Below are 17257 nucleotides of genomic sequence, written 5' to 3'. Positions count from 1 at the left end.
CGGGATCGTGCGCCGGTGAACCCGATCATAGGGTGCCGCCGACGACGGACGCATGCGCCGGGTGCGTCGCATCGGGGTTCAGCACGACCTTGATGCAGCCGTCCTCCTTGCGCTGAAACGCACGGTAGAGATCGGGCGCGTCGTCGAGGGGCGCGCGGTGTGTGACGAGATCCATCACGCCCAGCGGATCGGCGTCGTCCTCCACGAGGGGCAGGATCTCATCGGTCCAGCGCTTGACGTTGCACTGGCCCATGCGCAGCGCGATCTGCTTGTCGAACATCGTCTTCATCGGCAGGATGTCGGCGTCGCCGGCGTACACCCCGCTCAGCGACACCGTGCCGCCCCGGCGGACCAGGTCAATGGCGGCGTGCAGTGCGGCGAGGCGGTCGATGCCGGCGTGCTCGAGCATCGGCCGCGACAGCGGGTCGGGCAGCAGCCCGACAGCCTGCTGCACCAGTGATGTCGCCGGGCTGCCGTGCGCCTCGAGTCCGACCGCGTCGATCACCGAGTCGGGGCCCCGGCCTGCGGTGAGATCCCGGAGATGCCCGACGGTGTCGTCGTCGAGGTCGAACACCTCGACGTCATGACGCGCAGCCATGGCGCGGCGCTCGGCAACCGGGTCGACGGCCAGCACGCGGTGCCCGCGGAAGCGGGCGATGCGCGCGGCGAACTGCCCGACCGGCCCGAGCCCGAGCACGACGACGGTCCCGTCGGCGGGGACGTGCGCGTACTCGACCCCCTGCCACGCGGTGGGCAGGATGTCGCTGAGGAACAGGTAGCGATCGTCGGGCAGGTCGCCGCCGACCTTGACGTGGTTGTAGTCCGCCAGCGGGACGCGCAGATACTCCGCCTGCCCGCCGGGAACCTGCCCGTATAGCTTCGTGTATCCGAACAGCGCGGCGCCGCTGCCGTACTCGCGCACCTGGGTGGTCTCGCACTGCGACTGCAGCCCGCGCCGGCAGTACCAGCAGACGCCGCACGAGATGTTGAACGGGATGACCACGCGGTCACCCGGCGACAGGTTCACGATCGCGGAGCCGACCTCGACGACCTCGCCCATCGTCTCGTGGCCGAGTATGTCGCCCCGGTCGATGAACGGTCCGAGCAGCTCGTACAGGTGCAGATCCGAGCCGCAGATGGCGGTGGAGGTGACGCGGATGATGGCGTCGGTCGGCTCGAGGATGCTCGGGTCGGGCACCTGCTCGATGCGGACATCGCGCTTGCCGTGCCAGGTCAGTGCCTTCATGAGCTGCTCCTCTGCTCGTCGTTCTCGTGCTGATGTGCGGTTGAGTCCTGCTGGGCGGCTGCGGCGTGCACGCAGCCGCCCGAGGCGGGCATGGTGGGCAGCCGACGCCGGTCGACGTCGAGGCCTTGGGGCGAGATCTGCACCCGCGGGTCGCTGAGAACGGCGATGGCGGCGGAGAGGCCGGCGATCGCGAGCTTCTCACCGGGGCAGCGGTGGCCGGTGGCGACATCGGCGCCGCCGTGCGGGATGAACGCGGGGATCGCTTCGTAGTCGGGCCTGTGAGTGAACCGCTCCGGCCGGAACTCGCCGGCATCGTCCCAGGAGGCGTCGTCGAGATCGGTGCCCAGGATGTCGATGACGACCCGCCCGCCGGCCGGAACCTGCTGACCGTCGAAGTCGATGTCGGTGATCGCGCGCGCGGGCAGCATCGGCACGAACTCAGAGGTGCGGCGGATCTCCTGCGCGAACGCCACCGCGAGCGGCCCGCCGACGAGCTGTCCGCTGCGTGCTGTCTCGGCGTGGATGCGCAGGCGCCAATCGGGGTTCTCGAGCAGCCGCTTGGCCGCGTAGGCGACGAAGCGGGCGACGGCGATGAGGGGACGGATGCTGTTCTGCAGCTCGACACCCGCCAGGTGCTCGGGGAGCAGCCGTCCGTCCGGCCCGCGGTGCCAGGCCCACTCGTGCAGCGCCGTGCCCGCCGGCGGCAGGAGCCGGCCCGCGCGCACGTCGTGGATCAGCCGGGCGGCACGTCGATCCGACCACACGCGGTTGAACAGGGCGGCCGCGAAGGCGGGGGAGAGCGGGCGGCCGAAGCCGTCGACGATCTGGGCGAGCCGGGACGCCCACCTCGTGCGCGCGTCGTCGGAGCCGGGAAGGCCGGCCCACTGCATCCCGGCGCGACCGAAGGCCCCGACCGCGGCGTCGTACGCGGTGCGGTCGCCGCCGGCGATCCACTCGTCGAGCTCGCGCTGCCACTCGCGCTCGAGCGCGGGCTTCAGGCGTTCCACCTGCTCGTCTTCGTAGGCGATATCGACGAAGGTGGCCTTGCGATGACGGTGATCCGCGCCGTCGAGGCTGTGCACCGAGCCGTGCCCGAACAGGGTCTCCTGCACGAAGCGCGGCATGGCGCCGTGACGGGCGACGCGGCTCTCGTCGTAGAACAGGTTCACGCCCTCGCCGCCGCGCACGAACATCGCCCGGTGCCCGAGCAGCCGCATGGGCGCGGCGCGCGCGCCATCTCTCACGCGTGACCAGATGCGGGCGCTGAGGTCGTAGCCGTGCACGAGCAGAAGGGGAGCGTCGTCTGAGATCCGATCAAGCATGCTGCCAGCCTGATCACCGCATGCGGATGTGTGAACGGGGGCGCGTTCCGCCGGCGTTTGTGCTACGAGCCATGCCGGTCGATCCCCCGGGAGGCGAACGACGAAGCCCCGTCAGGTCTCTGACGGGGCTTCAGGTGGTGGGCGATGCCGGACTCGAACCGACGACCTCTTCCGTGTGAAGGAAGCGCGCTACCAACTGCGCCAATCGCCCTTGTGGAGTTGTGTCGTGCACGGTGGCACAGTCAGAAAGCATACCCGATCCGCGCACCCGCCCCGACACCGCGCGACGGGCCGGGCGTGGCGTCTCGGGCTGCACGGGCGGACACGCCCGGCGACGCGGAGCGGTTTGGCGATGCGCCGATCCTGGGCTAATGTATTTCAAGTGCCCGGGACGCCGGAAACGACAACAGAATATGCGGATGTAGCGCAGTTGGTAGCGCATCACCTTGCCAAGGTGAGGGTCGCGAGTTCGAGTCTCGTCATCCGCTCGAGTGCAGGAGCCCCCTTCAGGGGGTTTCAGCATGTGGGTTCGAATCCACCTCGCGGTGGCGTGGCCGAGAGGCTAGGCACCGGCCTGCAAAGCCGTTTACACGGGTTCGAATCCCGTCGCCACCTCTCTGACAACTGAACAGCCTTCTAGGCGCGATTGGCGCAGCGGTAGCGCGCTTCCCTGACACGGAAGAGGTCACTGGTTCGATCCCAGTATCGCGCACAGACAGAAACCCCCGGACCAGTCCGGGGGTTTTCTCGTTTCCGAGGCCGACCGAGCGTCGCGCGTCTTGCGGGTCGACCGTGCGAGCGCAACCCCCTCTTCCATGTCAGACAAGGTGATTACGGTCGCTGGCATGACCACAGGGCAGACGCAGCACGCGATCATCGTGATCGACGACGACGACAGCATCCCCCTGGGGCGCGATCAAGACATCGGCGAGCTCAAGAGCCGCATAGAGCACGCCGCGGCGAACAGCAGGTTCGTCGACTTCCGCACCGCGGAAGGAGCGGAAGTCTCGGTTCTGCTGTCACCGCACAGTCGCGTGCGCATCGCGATGCTGCCACACCGTCTCGAGGTGCTCGACCCCGTGCAGACCGGCGGATTCGACGATCTGCCGGCCGATCTGCTCTAGCATCCTCGACAGCGCGCGGCTCAGCGCGACCGGCGCATCTGGTCGTACGCGGCGAGCGCCGCCTTGCGCGTCTCGCCGAGGTCGACGATCGGCTCGGCCGGGGCATCCCGAGCCCACTGGCTGACATACAGACCGTCGCGATCGAACTTCTTGGCCTGCAGCTCCGGGTTGAAGACGCGGAAGTAGGGGGCGGCGTCGGCGCCGGAGCCGGCGACCCACTGCCAGTTGAACGGGTTGGAGGCGTCGTCGGCGTCGACCAACGTGTCCCAGAACCACTCCTCGCCGCGGCGCCAGTCGATGAGCAGGTTCTTGATGAGGAACGACGCGGTCACCATGCGCACCCGGTTGTGCATGAACCCGGTATGCCAGAGCTCGCGCATCCCGGCATCCACCAGGGGGATGCCCGTCCCCCCGCGCTGCCACGCGGCCAGATGCGTCGGCTTGAGGCGGGGCCAGGGGAACGCGTCGAACTCGGCGCGTAGGTTGCGGGTGGCGAGGTGGGGGAAGTGGAACAGCGTGTGCCAGGCGAACTCCCGCCAGCCGATCTCGGAGAGGAAACGTCCCGCGCCCTCATGCTCGGTCGCCGCGTGCCAGACGGTGAACGGGCTCAGCTCGCCCCACCGCAGCCGCGGCGACAGCAGCGAGGTGATGCCGGCCGCCGGCTCGTCGCGGGTGGTGTCGTAGTGCGCGAGGTCGTCGCGGAGGAACTCCCGCAGCCGTGCACGCGCGGCCGGCTCGCCCGGCTCCCACCTCTCGCGCAGCCCGCCCGCCCAGTCGGGTGCGGTCGGCAGCAGCGACCAGTCATCGAGATCGTCGGATGCCGGGATGCGGGCCGGTCCGTCCATCTCCCGCGGCTCCGGCAGGGGAGCGCGTGGTGTGGGAAGGGCCAGGCAGGCGCGCCAGAACGGCGTGAACACCGAGAAGTGCGTTCCGCTTCCGGTGCGCGCGGTCCACGGCTCGAAGAGCAGGGATGCGGCGAACGAGCCCACCTCGATGCCGCGTTCGCGCAGATCCGTCTTGATCCGCGTGTCGACGTCGCGCTGCGGACCGCCGTAGCGGCGGTTCCAGAACACCGCCCCGGCGTCGGTCTGCGCGACCAGCCCGGCGATCACCGGTGCCGCAGGGCCGCGGCGCAGCACGAACGCTCCGCCGCGCTCGATCACCCGATCGCGCAGTGAGGCGAGCGAGTGGTGCAGCCACCAGCGGGCGGCGCCCCCGAGCATCCGGAATCCGGGGGATTCCTCGTCGAGCACGTACACCGCGATGATCGGCTCGTCGCGGTCGATCGCCGCTCGCAGCGCGGGGTTGTCTGCCAGGCGCAGGTCGTCGCGGAACCACACGATCGTGGGGGAGGTCATGCGCACAGCATTCCAGACGCCGCGGACGGATGGCATCGGTCGCACGGTTCGAGTCGCCGAGTCAACCCCCTACGGCCACGGCACCGCCCCGCCGTAGTGTCGTCGTATCGAAGCTCGCGTGAGCTTCAGAATAGAAAGGAGCGGTCATGAACCCTCTTCTCATCATCATCGCGGTGATCGCGATCATCCTGGCAATCACGGGTGGACTGGTACAGTCCCTGAACTTCCTGCTGTGGGTCGGACTGGTCCTTCTTGCGCTCGCTGTCATCGCGTGGCTCATCAGGGCGGTCTCGGGTCGTAACACGAGCGTGTGACCTCCGACCCCGCGTCGATCCTCAACGGGTAAACGATCGGCGCCCGGCCCCGGTGCGCAGAGCAGGCGCTCGCACACCGGGGCTTTCCCGTGTCCGCAGGGCGGATGCGGGATGCCGGTATCCGGCGGCGTAGACTTCGGGGCATGGAATCCGCGTCGACCGCTCTCGTGACCTCTGTCACCGGTGTCGGCGCGCGAACTACGGGCGCCTGAGCGGGCAGGGCGCGTTCGCGCCTGCAGCTGAGTCGTCTGTTCCATCGTCTATCTGGAGAAACCCGTGTCAGACATCGCCCAGCCCAGCGCCGACAAGCGCGACGGCTTCGCCCTGTTCACCGATCGTTCCGTCATCGCCATGCGGGTGAACGGCGAGCCCAAAGACCTTGCCGCGATCGTGACCGACCGCGACATCGTCGAGCCGATCAGCATCGACAGTCCCGAGGGACTCGCCATTCTGCGTCACTCGACGGCGCACGTGCTGGCGCAGGCGGTGCAGCGCATCCGTCCGCAGGCGAATCTCGGGATCGGCCCGCCCATCACCGACGGCTTCTACTACGACTTCGGCGTCGACACCCCTTTCACGCCGGAGGATCTCAAGGCCATCTCGAAGGAGATGCAGCGCATCATCCGCGAGGGTCAGCGCTTCACCCGCCGCGTCGTCACGGAGGACGAGGCGCGCGCGGAGCTGGCGAACGAGCCGTTCAAGCTCGAGCTGATCGACCTCAAGGGCCCTTCGACAGGCTCAGGGGCCCAAGAAGGCTCAGGGGCCCAGGAGATCGCCGAGGGGGCTTCGGCCGAGATCGGCACCGGTGAGCTGACGATCTACGACAACGTCACCAAGGACGGCGAGGTCGCCTGGAAGGACCTCTGCCGCGGTCCGCACGTGCCCAGCACGCGCATGATCGGCAACGGCTGGGACCTCACTCGCGTCGCGGCCGCCTACTGGCGCGGCAGCGAGAAGAACCCGCAGCTGCAGCGCATCTACGGCACCGCGTGGCCGACGAAGGACGAGTTGCGCGCCTATCAGGAGCGGCTGGCCGAGGCTGAGCGCCGCGACCACCGCAAGCTCGGCGTCGAGATGGACCTGTTCTCCTTTCCCGACGAGATCGGCTCGGGGCTGGCGGTGTTCCATCCCAAGGGCGGGATCATCCGCTACGAGATCGAGGAGAACCTCCGCCGGCACCTGCTGCGCAACGGCTACGAGGTGGTGAACAGCCCGCACATCACCAAGAAGGATCTGTTCATGACCTCCGGTCACCTGCAGACCTACTCCGAGGGCATGTTCCCCCCGATGCACCTCGACGAGGCGCGCGACGACGAGGGCAACATCACCCGCCAGGGCCAGGACTACTACCTGAAGCCGATGAACTGCCCGTTCCACAACCTCATCTTCCGGGCGCGCGGACGCAGTTATCGCGAGCTGCCGCTGCGGATGGCGGAGTTCGGCACCGTGTACCGCTACGAGAAGAGCGGCACGCTCTCGGGTCTCACCCGCGTGCGCGGACTCACGCAAGACGACGCGCACATCTACGTCACGCAGGATCAGGTGCGCGACGAACTCGCGACGAACCTGAACCTCGTGCTCACGCTGCTGCGCGACTACGGTCTGAACGACTTCTACCTCGAGTTGTCGACCAACGAAGAGGGCAACGACAAGTTCCTCGGCGAGCCCGAGCAGTGGACCACCGCGATCGACACTCTGCGCGAAGTCGCTCTCGAATCCGGCCTCGAACTGGTCGCCGATCCGGGCGGCGCGGCGTTCTACGGGCCGAAGATCTCGGTGCAGGCGCGCGACGCGATCGGCCGCACCTGGCAGATGTCGACCATCCAGCTCGACTTCAACCAGCCCGAGCGGTTCGAGCTCGAGTACACCGGCCCTGACGGGCAGAAGCACCGTCCGGTGATGATCCACCGCGCGCTGCTCGGATCGGTCGAGCGGTTCTTCGCGATCCTGCTGGAGCACTACGCCGGAGACTTCCCGCTGTGGCTGGCGCCTGTTCAGGTGATGGGCGTGCCGGTCGCGGATCAGTACGCGGAGTACCTCGACGGCGTGGTCGGTCAGCTGCGGGAGGCCGGTGTGCGTGCCGATGTCGACCACTCGGACGACCGGATGCAGAAGAAGATCCGCAACCACACCACGGCGAAGGTTCCGGTGATCCTCATCGCCGGAGAGCAGGATCGTGCCGCCGGCACGGTCTCGTTCCGCTTCCGCGACGGGTCGCAGGAGAACGGCGTGCCCGTCGCGGATGCCGTGTCCCGCATCCGCACGGCGATCGCCGACCACGCGCGCGTCATGACCTCGGAGGACCTGGCTTGACTGAGCTCGAGGACGGAACTCGTCTGGCCGGAGTGCCCGACGAGTTCCAGCGGCTGTGGACCCCGCACCGGATGGCGTACATCCAGGCGGGACCGCAGCCCCTGCGCGATCAGTGTCCGTTCTGCGAGGCTCCGAAGCATCCGGACGAGGAGCGCCTGATCGTCGCGCGCGGCGAGACCGCGTTCGTCGTGCTCAACCTGTTCCCGTACAACTCGGGGCACCTGCTCGTGTGCCCGTACCGCCACATCGGCACGTACGATCAGGCGACGCCGGAGGAGGTCGCCGAGATCGGCGCGCTCACGCAGACCGGCATGCGCGTGCTGCGCGAGGTCTCGCGGTGCGACGGCTTCAACCTGGGCATGAACCAGGGCGAGGTCGCCGGGGCCGGCGTCGCCGCGCACCTGCACCAGCACATCGTGCCGCGGTGGGCGACCGACTCCAACTTCTTCCCGATCATCGCGAAGACCAAGGCGCTGCCGCAGCTGCTCGACGAGATCCGCGAGGCGGTCGCGAATGCGTGGCCCGGCCCTTCGGCAGGCTCAGGGGCCCAGGAGGGCTGAGGGGGCTCAGGGCCCTTCGGCAGGCTCAGGGGCCCAGCGTGGGGGGGGGGGGGGGGTTCAGGGCCCTTCGGCAGGCTCAGGGACCCATTAAGCGTGGAGGGTCAGCGCACGCGGCGTGCGGTGAACTGCATGCGCGGGTTCGCGTAGGCCTCCTGCGACTCGACGAGACGCAGTTCGCGGTCGCCCGCGTCAAGGGTGTTCTGCAGCAGGTCGAACACGCTCGACAACGTGCGCTCGAGTGCGACCCTGATGTCGCCCGTCGACGTGAGGTGCGCGGTGAACAGCGCCGCGGTCACATCTCCGGATCCGTTCGCCTTCAGCGGCAGATGCGGGGTCGCGACCAGCCAGGCACCCGTGGCATCGGCGGCGAGCATCTCGATCGTGCCCTCCTCGCGGTCGGGGCGCTCGACCGAGGTCACGAGCACCGTCGACGGCCCCATCGCCATCGCGGCGTCGACCGAGGCGAGCGTGGAGTCGAGGTCAGCCGGCTCGGTGCCGGTGAGGAAGCCCAGCTCGAACTGGTTCGGGGTGATGATGTCGGCGACCGGCACGACCTTGTCACGCAGGAGCACGGGGATCGCGGGGGCGACGAAGCATCCGGACTTCGCGTTTCCCATCACGGGGTCGCAGGCGTACACGGCATCCGGATTGGCGGCCTTCACGCGCGCGACGGCGTCGATGATGACGTCGGCGATGCCCTCGCCGCCCTGGTAGCCGCTGAGCACCGCGTCGATCTGACCGAAGACTCCGCGCTCCTCGATGCCGGTGACGACCTCGCGCACATCGGACGGATCGATCATCGGTCCGCGCCACGCGCCGTAGCCGGTGTGGTTCGAGAAGTTCACCGTGTACACCGGCAGCACGTCGATGCCGAGGCGCTGCAGCGGGAAGACGGCGGCCGAGTTTCCGACGTGTCCGTGTGCGACGGCCGACTGGATCGAGAGGATCTTCATCCTGTCATCCTCTCACTGTGGCGGCGGCCAGATCGTCGACGAGGCGGGCAGCCTCGGCATCCGTCAGGTCGTGCACGGTGAGGCGCAGATGTTGCGACGGACCCGCGGTCTCGTCGAGCAGGAACTCGTCGCCGGGGCGGGCGAGCCAGCCGCGTCGCATCAGCCGCTCGGCGGCGACGCGGGCGGTCGTGTCGAGCCGAACCCACAGGCTGAGGCCGTCGTTCGACACGGTCGTGATGCCTCGGGCTGTCAGCGCCCCGGTGAACGCCAGGTTGCGCGCGGCGTAGTGGGCGGCCGCTCGCGAGATCTGCGCACGCGCGTGGGCATCGGTGAGCTGGGCGTGCGTGAGCCGCTGCAGCAGGTGGCTCACCCATGTCGTGCCCGGGCTGAGCCGCATCGCCAGACGCTCGGCGGTGGTGGGGTCGGTGCCCGCCAGCGCCAGGCACATGTCGGGGCCCAGGAACTTCGACACCGAGCGGATCAGCGCGTACCGGCGGTGCGTCGCGGAGATCAGCGAGGCGTACGGGTGCGGCGAGAGCAGGGAGAAGTGATCGTCTTCGATGATGAGCACGTAGGGGTGATCGGCGAGCACCTCGCGCAGCGCTGCGGCACGCCCGGGGGAGAGGCTCACGCCAGTGGGGTTCTGCGCTCGAGGGGTGCTGATCACGGCACGCACTCCCGCATCGAGTGCGGCACGCAGTCCGTCGACCGTCATGCCCTCCTCGTCGACCGCGACCGGCACGGCACGGTAGCCGCCGAGACGCACGGTGTGGATGCTGGAGAGGAAGCACGGATCCTCCAGCGCAACGGCGTCGTCGCGCATGAGCGCCTGCGCGAGCAGCCGCTCGACGGCATCCACGGCGCCGCTGGTGACGACGACGTGCAGATCGTCGCGGGGGAGGTCGGCGAGCATCCATTCCCGCGTCCAATGCTCGAGCTCGGCGTCGATCACCGGCTCGCCGTACAGCACGGGCCGCCCGACGATCCGCCCCAGCGCGGGCGTCGGATCGGGGATCAGTGCGGGGTCGGGGTTTCCGGATGCCACGTCGCGCAGCACCGTGTCGGCGACGCCCTCCTGCGCGACGGGCGCACCCCCGGCGATCACCGTTCCCGCGCGTCCTCGCGAGACGACGAGACCCGCCTGCGCGAGCTGGCGGTATGCGGCCACGGCCGTGTTCCGGTTCACCCCCAGCGTCGTCGCGAGCTCGCGCACCGGGGGCAGCGGATCGCCGGGCCGCAGCGCTCCGCGCTCGCGCAGCCCCCGCACGCTGTCGGCGATCTCGGCGGCGGAGGTCCCGGTGATCATGGCGTCCATTCCCCGATTGTATGGTGCTATCGTTTGGCATAGGCCAAAGAGCGGATTGTCACAACGAGGAGTGATCATGGCATCCACCGACAACAACCCCACCACCGGATCGCAGCGTGTGAAGCGCGGTCTCGCCGAGATGCTGAAGGGCGGCGTCATCATGGATGTCGTCACCGCCGAGCAGGCGAAGATCGCCGAAGACGCCGGTGCCGTCGCCGTCATGGCCCTCGAGCGCGTGCCCGCCGACATCCGCGCCCAGGGTGGCGTGTCGCGCATGAGCGACCCCGACATGATCGACAGCATCATCGACGCCGTCTCGATCCCCGTCATGGCGAAGGCCCGTATCGGCCACTTCGTCGAGGCGCAGGTGCTGCAGGAGCTCGGCGTCGACTACATCGACGAGTCCGAGGTGCTCTCGCCGGCCGACTACGTGAACCACATCGACAAGTGGCCCTTCACCGTGCCGTTCGTGTGCGGTGCGACCCACCTGGGCGAGGCGCTGCGCCGCATCACCGAGGGTGCGGCGATGATCCGCTCGAAGGGCGAGGCGGGCACCGGCGACGTCTCCGAGGCGATGAAGCACATCCGCAAGATCCGCGGGGAGATCGCCGCCCTCGGCGCCCTGTCGAAGGACGAGCTGTACGTCGCCGCGAAGGAGCTGCAGGCGCCCTACGAGCTGGTGGCCGAGATCGCCGAGACGGGAAAGCTGCCCGTCGTGCTCTTCGTCGCTGGTGGCGTCGCCACCCCGTCTGATGCCGCGATGATGATGCAGCTCGGCGCCGACGGCGTGTTCGTCGGGTCGGGCATCTTCAAGTCGGGTGACCCCGTCGCCCGCGCGAAGGCGATCGTCAAGGCCACCGCGTTCTACGACGACCCGAAGGTGATCGCCGAGGCGTCGCGGGGCCTCGGCGAGGCGATGGTCGGCATCAACGTGTCCGACCTGCCTGCGCCGCACCGCCTCGCCGAGCGCGGCTGGTGACGATGCCACGCGTCGGGGTGCTCGCGCTGCAGGGGGACGTGCGCGAGCACGTCACCCTGCTCGAGCACCTCGGCGCGGAGGTCGTGCGCGTGCGCCGACCGGAGGAGTTCGCCGCCGTCGAGGGTCTCGTCATCCCCGGCGGCGAATCGAGCGTGATCGACAAGCTCACCCGCATGTTCGCCCTCGCCGAGCCGATCCGCGCGGCGATCCGCGACGGGATGCCGATGTTCGGCACCTGCGCGGGACTGATCATGCTCGCCGACCGCCTCGTCGACGCGATCGAGGGGCAGCAGACCTTCGGCGGTCTCGACGTCACCGTGCGCCGCAACGCCTTCGGCCGGCAGGTCGACTCGTTCGAGGGTCCCGTTCTCGTGCCGGCCCTCGGCGGCGAGCCCGTGCACGCCGCATTCATCCGCGGTCCGGTGGTCGAGACGGTGGGTCCGGATGCCACGGTGCTGGCGTCGCTCGACGACGGCACCGTCGTCGCCGTCGAGCAGGGAAACCTGCTCGGCATCAGCTTCCATCCGGAGATCTCCGGCGAGCCGAGGTTTCACGAGCGCTTCCTGCAGCGCGTCGCCGCGCGGCGCTGAGCCGGTCAGCCCCGGCTGTGCGCCTGCACCCCGGCGATCAGAGGCCGGAAGGCGTCGACGGTGCGCGCGATATCAGCGGACGTCGTCGCCCAGGACGACATCGAGCAGCGCAGGGCTGTTCGACCGCGCCACTCAGCACCGGTCACGGCCGCTGTCCCGTCCGCGAGGATCGCCTCGCCGAGCGCGCGAGTGGCGGCATCCGACTCCAACCGGAACATGACCTGCGTGTAGACGACGTCGTTGAGCACCTCCACGCCGGGGATGTCCGCGAGCCCCACGGCCATCGCGACGGCGTTGGTGTGCAGCCGGTCGACCAGCTCCGCCACGCCCGAGCGGCCGAGACTGCGCAGCACCGCCCACGCAGGGACCCCGCGCGCGCGACGGGAGAGCTCAGGGGTGACATCCCAGGGATCCAGCCCCGAATAGATCAGGTAGTCGCCGCCGGTGCGGAACGCGGCGATCGAGTCGGCCGGATCGCGCACGATCGCCATGCCGCAGTCGTACGGCACGTTGAGCGTCTTGTGCGCATCGGTCGCCCAGGAATCCGCCTGCGCCATCCCGGCTGTCAGGTGCCGCAGTGACGGAGATGCCGCCGCCCACAGCCCGAACGCGCCATCGACATGCACCCACGCGCCGTGCCGCTTCGCCACCGGGATGAGCGCCTGGAAGTCATCGAACGCGCCGGTGTGCACCTCGCCGGCCTGCAGGCACACGATCAGCGGACCCTCTCCGTCGGCGAGCGCTGTCTCGAGCGCCTCCACGCGCATGCGTCCCTGGTCGTCGGCGCCGACGATGGTGATCTCGTCGGTGCCGAAGCCGAGAAAACGCAGCGCCCGATCGATGGATCCGTGACGATCCGCGCCCACCACGACCCGCAGGGGAGGGGAAGACCTCATTCCCCGCGTCGGGAGATCCCATCCTGCCCGGGCGAGCACGGCGGTGCGGGCGGCATTCAGGCACGTGAAGTTGGCGACCTGTCCGCCGGTGACGAAACCTACGCTCGCGCCCTCCGGCAGGCCGAGCAGCCCCAGCATCCACTCTCCTGCGGCACGCTCCATCGCGACGGTCGCCGGCGTCAGCCTCGACGAACCCGAGTTCTGATCCCACGCCGACACCAGCCAGTCCGCGGCGAGTGCAGCCGGATGGGTTCCGCCGATCACGAAACCGAAGAACCTCCCGCCCGGTATCGCGACCAGACCGGGATCGGCGAGCCGTGCCATCGCCTTGATCACGGATGCCGGATCCGCGCCGTGCTCGGGCAGCGCACCGCCGAATGTGCCGAGCATCTCCGCCAGATCGGCACGAGGCCAGACCGGGCGCTCACCGAGCGTGCGCAGAAACTCCGTCGCGAGTCGATGCGCTGCGCTGAGAGCACGTTCCCGCGCGTCCATGGCGCAAATCCTCGCACCGGGCGGGGCGCGCGACAAGAGCATCTCGGAGCGTATGCGCGGCCGTTCGATAGAATGGACGTCGCCCTGGAGGCGACTCCGGGCGCAGACGACGAGCGGAGAGACATGTCCGGGCATTCCAAGTGGGCCACGACCAAGCACAAGAAGGCGATCATCGACTCGCGCCGTGCCAAGTCGTGGGCGAAGCTCATCAAGAACATCGAGGTCGCCGCGAAGCTCGGCGGACCCGACCAGGCCGGCAACCCGACGCTGTTCGACGCGGTGCTCAAGGCGAAGAAGATGTCGGTCCCGAAGGACAACATCGACCGCGCGGTCAAGCGCGGGGCGGGCATCGGCGGGGAAGCCGTCGAGTACACCTCGATCATGTACGAGGGATACGGCCCCAACGGCGTCGCCCTGATGATCGAGTGTCTGACCGACAACAAGAACCGCGCCGCCGCCGAGGTGCGCACCGCCCTGACCCGCAACGGCGGCTCGCTCGCGGATCCCGGGTCGGTCGCCTACAACTTCACCCGCAAGGGCGTCATCGTCGTCGGCGGAGAGGGCACCACCGAGGACGACGTGATGATGGCCGCCCTCGAGGCCGGCGCGGAAGAGGTCGAGCCGCACGCCGAGGGCTTCCAGGTGATCGCCGAGGCGACCGACCTGGTGGCCGTGCGCACCGGGCTACAGGAGGCGGGCATCGACTACGACTCGGCCGACGTCGAGTTCGTGCCGAACCTCAAGGTCGAGATCGATGCCGACACGGCCCGCAAGGTGTTCCGCCTGATCGACGCGCTGGAGGACAGCGACGACGTGCAGAACGTGTTCGCGAACTTCGACCTGACACCCGAGGTGCAGGCCGAGCTCGAGAACGACGACGAGGAGTAGTCCTTCGGCGGGCTCACGACCCCAGGGTGGGGCTCAGGCACCCAGGATGAGGCTCAGGAACCCAGGATGAGAGTTCAGGAGCCAGGCTGAGGTCAGGAACCCATGATCTGAGGCCCCGGGCGCGCCTGCGCCCGGGGCCTTTCCCATGCTCCTAGCCTGGTGGAGTGAGCTCTCTGCGCGTCCTCGGCATCGACCCCGGCCTCACCCGCTGCGGCATCGGGATCGTCGACGTCGACCGTTCGCGCCGGGCGTCGCTCGTGCACGTCGGCGTCGTGCGCACCCCGGTCGATGCCGACCTGTCGACGCGGCTGGCGGCGGTGGCGGCCGGCATCCGCGCGGCGATCGACGAGCACCGGCCCGCCGCGGTGGCGGTCGAGCGGGTCTTCGCCCAGCACAACGTCCAGACCGTGATGGCCACGGCCCAGGCATCCGGCGTCGCGCTGCTCATCGCCGCGGAGGCGGGCCTGCCCGCCGCGACCCACACTCCCAGCGAGGTGAAGGCGGCCGTCACCGGGTACGGCTCGGCCGACAAGCGTCAGGTGCAGTCGATGATCGCGCGGATCCTGCGACTAGATGCCCCGCCGCAGCCCGCCGATGCCGCCGACGCCCTCGCGATCGCCCTGTGCCACGCGTGGCGTGGCGGCCCGGCCGCAGCGGCGGTCGGCGCGACCCTCACTCCGGCTCAGCAGGCGTGGGCCGACGCCGAGCGCGGCGCGCGCGGCCCTTCGCGAACGCTGCGCGCCCGTGTCGGTCGAACGGATGTACGACCTGCTCGGTAGGCTGGGCACATGATCTCGTCTCTGCGCGGCACGGTGCTGCACGCCGACTCGACCCACGTCGTCATCGAGACCGGCGGCGTCGGATTCTCGGTCTTCGTCCCCGCAGATGTGGCGCACACCGCGGTGATCGGCGACCAGCTGCGGCTGCACACCAGCCTGATCGTGCGAGAAGACGCTTTGACCCTGTTCGGCTTCAGCGACCGCGACGAGCTCGAGATCTTCGGGCAGCTGCTCAGCGTCACCGGCGTCGGGCCGAAGTCGGCGCTGGGCGTGCTCTCGCACCTCACCGTCGACCAGATCGCCGAAGCCGTCACCGCCGAAGACGACGCTCCGTTCCGGCGCGTCTCCGGCATCGGCCCGAAGACCGCCAAGCTCATCGTCGTGCAGCTGGCCGGCAAGGTGACGCCGCGCGTGGCATCCGCCCCTGCCGGTGCACCCGCCACCGCCACCGTCGATCAGGTCGCCGCCGCGCTGGTCGGCCTGGGCTGGTCGGAGAAGATCGCAGCCGAGGCCGCCGCGCAGTCGGCGGAGGATGCCACCGACGCCGAGCGCGAGTCGGTTCCGGCGCTGCTGCGCCGCACGCTCGCCGGGATGGGACCGGGTGCCAAGCGTGGCTGACACCTCACGCGACGCGGGCGAGGCGCTCGACGAGACGGAGCTTGCGATCGAGGGCGCGCTGCGGCCGACGAGCCTCGACGAGTTCGTCGGGCAGCCCAAGGTGCGCGGTCAGCTGCAGCTGCTGCTCGAAGCCGCGCGCATCCAGGAGCGTCCGGCCGACCACATCCTGCTCGCGGGCCCGCCCGGGCTCGGCAAGACCACCCTCGCGATGATCGTCGCGCACGAGAGCGGCCGGCCGCTGCGGCTGTCGAGCGGCCCCGCCATCCAGCACGCCGGCGACCTCGCCGCACTGCTGTCGAGCCTCACGCCGGGCGAAGTGCTGTTCATCGACGAGATCCACCGCATGGCGCGCTCCGCCGAAGAGATGCTGTACCTCGCGATGGAGGACTTCCGCATCGACATCATGGTCGGCAAGGGGGCCGGCGCCACGAGCATCCCGCTCGACCTCGCTCCCTTCACGATGGTCGGCGCGACGACCCGCTCGGGTCTGCTGCCCAACCCGCTGCGCGACCGCTTCGGATTCACCGGCCACCTCGAGTTCTACGACGACGACGATCTCGAACGGGTGATCGCGCGCTCGGCGAACGTGCTCGGCGTGCGGCTGCCCGATGACGCGCTCAGCGAGATCGCACGACGCTCGCGCGGCACTCCGCGCATCGCGAACCGGCTGCTGCGCCGCGTGCGCGACTACGCCCTGGTGCACGGCGGCGGCGCCGCGGCGTCGATCTCCGACGTGCGGGCCGCGCTCGAGCTGTACGACGTCGACGCCATCGGCCTCGACCGGCTCGATCGCGCCGTGCTCGAGGCGCTCGTGCTGCGGTTCCGCGGCGGGCCGGTGGGGCTCAGCACGCTCGCCGTCGCGGTCGGCGAAGAGGCCGAGACCGTCGAAAGCGTCGTCGAGCCGTACCTCGTGCGCATCGGATTCCTCGGACGCACGCCGCGTGGGCGGATCGCGATGCCGGAGGCGTACCGGCATCTCGGCATCAGTCACCCCGACGGCGTGGCATTGTTCGATGACCTATAATCGCTGAAGCTTCCCTGAACCCTTGTGCGCTCATCGGCGTGCGCTCTTCGAAAGGCCCATCCCCATGGAAATCATCCTCTTCGGTCTTCTCGGCGTGATGCTCGTGTTCATGTTCGTGAACACCCGCAAGCGCCAGAAGCAGATGAAGGAGCAGCAGGAGGAGAAGGCCACCAAGACCGTCCCCGGCGTCAAGGTGCTGCTGCAGGGCGGCCTGTACGGCACCGTCGTCTCGTACGACCCGGTCGACCTCGACAAGCCCGCTAAGATCGAGATCGCGCCCGGCGTGGTCATCGAGGTGCACAGCCAGGCCATTCTCCGCCTCGTCGAGGACACCCCGGAAGAGGACGTGGTCGTGGATGCGCCGGTGGCCGACATCGACGCAGCGCCTGTTCGGGAGCGCACCGACGACATCGAGTCGATCCAGGTCGAGACGCCGGAAGAGACCAAGGCGCGCCTCGAGCGCAACGACGAGAACTGACGCGCCGGGTCCGG

17 protein-coding genes and 4 tRNA genes are annotated in these 17257 nt (G+C 69.4%); 14 read left to right on the top strand and 7 right to left on the bottom strand.

The features are described from left to right. Window positions 1-25: 25 nt before the first annotated feature. The 3 genes from ACWIDW_RS02635 to ACWIDW_RS02625 all read right to left on the bottom strand — a co-directional run bounded on the left by ACWIDW_RS02635 (window position 26) and on the right by ACWIDW_RS02625 (window position 2779). Complete coding sequence (locus tag ACWIDW_RS02635) at window positions 26-1246, bottom strand: zinc-dependent alcohol dehydrogenase (RefSeq protein ID WP_454122725.1); 1221 nt, start codon at window positions 1244-1246, stop codon at window positions 26-28. Next, window positions 1243-2568 carry a cytochrome P450 gene (locus tag ACWIDW_RS02630; protein WP_454122723.1) on the bottom strand — a complete coding sequence of 442 codons (1326 nt, stop codon included), beginning with the start codon at window positions 2566-2568 and terminating at the stop codon, window positions 1243-1245. The genes ACWIDW_RS02635 and ACWIDW_RS02630 overlap by 4 nt, the downstream gene beginning before the upstream one ends. Window positions 2569-2703: 135 nt before the next feature. Next, window positions 2704-2779 (bottom strand) — tRNA-Val (locus ACWIDW_RS02625). Window positions 2780-2983: 204 nt separating this feature from the next. Between ACWIDW_RS02625 and ACWIDW_RS02620 the strand changes: the two genes are divergently transcribed. The 4 genes from ACWIDW_RS02620 (at window position 2984) to ACWIDW_RS02605 (ending at window position 3692) form a co-directional block, all read left to right on the top strand. Further along, window positions 2984-3056: transfer RNA gene (locus ACWIDW_RS02620), tRNA-Gly, on the top strand. Between the two features lie 56 nt (window positions 3057-3112). Beyond that, window positions 3113-3183: transfer RNA gene (locus tag ACWIDW_RS02615), tRNA-Cys, on the top strand. Window positions 3184-3208: 25 nt separating this feature from the next. Beyond that, a tRNA-Val gene (locus ACWIDW_RS02610) sits at window positions 3209-3280 on the top strand. 133 nt (window positions 3281-3413) lie between these two features. Continuing rightward, window positions 3414-3692, top strand: a complete 279-nt coding sequence (locus tag ACWIDW_RS02605) for a hypothetical protein (protein WP_454122721.1) — start codon at window positions 3414-3416, stop codon at window positions 3690-3692. Window positions 3693-3712: 20 nt separating this feature from the next. Here the strand turns inward: ACWIDW_RS02605 and ACWIDW_RS02600 are convergent, their stop codons facing one another. Beyond that, window positions 3713-5050: a cryptochrome/photolyase family protein gene (locus tag ACWIDW_RS02600; protein ID WP_454122720.1), complete on the bottom strand. Its 1338-nt coding sequence runs from the start codon at window positions 5048-5050 to the stop codon at window positions 3713-3715. 146 nt (window positions 5051-5196) lie between these two features. Here ACWIDW_RS02600 and ACWIDW_RS02595 point away from each other — a divergent pair, with 146 nt between their 5' ends. The 3 genes from ACWIDW_RS02595 (at window position 5197) to ACWIDW_RS02585 (ending at window position 8237) form a co-directional block, all read left to right on the top strand. Continuing rightward, on the top strand, window positions 5197-5364 hold the full coding sequence (locus tag ACWIDW_RS02595; protein WP_177243763.1) for a hypothetical protein: 168 nt from the start codon (window positions 5197-5199) through the stop codon (window positions 5362-5364). Between the two features lie 351 nt (window positions 5365-5715). Next, entirely contained in the window at window positions 5716-7677 is a 1962-nt protein-coding gene (gene thrS, locus ACWIDW_RS02590) for a threonine--tRNA ligase (protein ID WP_454123244.1), read from the top strand. Continuing rightward, window positions 7674-8237: an HIT family protein gene (locus tag ACWIDW_RS02585; protein WP_454122719.1), complete on the top strand. Its 564-nt coding sequence runs from the start codon at window positions 7674-7676 to the stop codon at window positions 8235-8237. The genes thrS and ACWIDW_RS02585 overlap by 4 nt, the downstream gene beginning before the upstream one ends. A gap of 101 nt (window positions 8238-8338) precedes the next feature. Here ACWIDW_RS02585 and pdxY read toward each other — a convergent pair whose 3' ends face one another. Both pdxY and ACWIDW_RS02575 read right to left on the bottom strand, forming a co-directional pair. Beyond that, the gene (pdxY, locus tag ACWIDW_RS02580) at window positions 8339-9190 is read right to left on the bottom strand and encodes a pyridoxal kinase PdxY (RefSeq protein ID WP_454122717.1); all 852 of its coding nucleotides are present in this window, start codon (window positions 9188-9190) and stop codon (window positions 8339-8341) included. A gap of 4 nt (window positions 9191-9194) precedes the next feature. After that, window positions 9195-10505: an aminotransferase class I/II-fold pyridoxal phosphate-dependent enzyme gene (locus ACWIDW_RS02575; RefSeq protein WP_454122715.1), complete on the bottom strand. Its 1311-nt coding sequence runs from the start codon at window positions 10503-10505 to the stop codon at window positions 9195-9197. Window positions 10506-10572: 67 nt separating this feature from the next. On the opposite strand from ACWIDW_RS02575, the gene pdxS reads away from it, so the two are divergent. Next, window positions 10573-11475: a pyridoxal 5'-phosphate synthase lyase subunit PdxS gene (gene pdxS, locus ACWIDW_RS02570; protein ID WP_454122713.1), complete on the top strand. Its 903-nt coding sequence runs from the start codon at window positions 10573-10575 to the stop codon at window positions 11473-11475. Between the two features lie 2 nt (window positions 11476-11477). Then, the gene (pdxT, locus tag ACWIDW_RS02565) at window positions 11478-12065 is read left to right on the top strand and encodes a pyridoxal 5'-phosphate synthase glutaminase subunit PdxT (RefSeq protein ID WP_454123242.1); all 588 of its coding nucleotides are present in this window, start codon (window positions 11478-11480) and stop codon (window positions 12063-12065) included. Between the two features lie 5 nt (window positions 12066-12070). Here pdxT and ACWIDW_RS02560 read toward each other — a convergent pair whose 3' ends face one another. Next, a complete protein-coding gene (locus tag ACWIDW_RS02560) occupies window positions 12071-13456 on the bottom strand; it encodes a pyridoxal phosphate-dependent decarboxylase family protein (RefSeq protein ID WP_454122711.1) in 1386 nt (461 codons plus the stop codon). Window positions 13457-13579: 123 nt separating this feature from the next. Between ACWIDW_RS02560 and ACWIDW_RS02555 the strand changes: the two genes are divergently transcribed. The 5 genes from ACWIDW_RS02555 (at window position 13580) to ACWIDW_RS02535 (ending at window position 17243) form a co-directional block, all read left to right on the top strand. Next, the gene (locus tag ACWIDW_RS02555; RefSeq protein WP_454122709.1) at window positions 13580-14344 is read left to right on the top strand and encodes a YebC/PmpR family DNA-binding transcriptional regulator; all 765 of its coding nucleotides are present in this window, start codon (window positions 13580-13582) and stop codon (window positions 14342-14344) included. Window positions 14345-14508: 164 nt separating this feature from the next. Beyond that, entirely contained in the window at window positions 14509-15123 is a 615-nt protein-coding gene (gene ruvC, locus ACWIDW_RS02550) for a crossover junction endodeoxyribonuclease RuvC (protein WP_454122707.1), read from the top strand. Window positions 15124-15132: 9 nt separating this feature from the next. Continuing rightward, window positions 15133-15741, top strand: a complete 609-nt coding sequence (gene ruvA, locus ACWIDW_RS02545; RefSeq protein ID WP_454122705.1) for a Holliday junction branch migration protein RuvA — start codon at window positions 15133-15135, stop codon at window positions 15739-15741. Then, window positions 15734-16765, top strand: coding sequence for a Holliday junction branch migration DNA helicase RuvB (gene ruvB / locus ACWIDW_RS02540; protein WP_454122703.1), 1032 nt, complete (start codon window positions 15734-15736; stop codon window positions 16763-16765). The genes ruvA and ruvB overlap by 8 nt, the downstream gene beginning before the upstream one ends. Before the next feature lie 64 nt (window positions 16766-16829). Then, window positions 16830-17243 (top strand): preprotein translocase subunit YajC, encoded by a 414-nt coding sequence (locus ACWIDW_RS02535; protein WP_454122701.1) that lies wholly within the window; start codon window positions 16830-16832, stop codon window positions 17241-17243. The last annotated feature ends 14 nt before the right edge of the window (window positions 17244-17257 follow it).

The organism is Microbacterium sp. NPDC055312 (assembly GCF_053645675.1).
The sequence above is the reverse complement of the archived record's forward strand: the minus strand, read 5'-3'. Positions and strand labels throughout refer to the sequence as shown.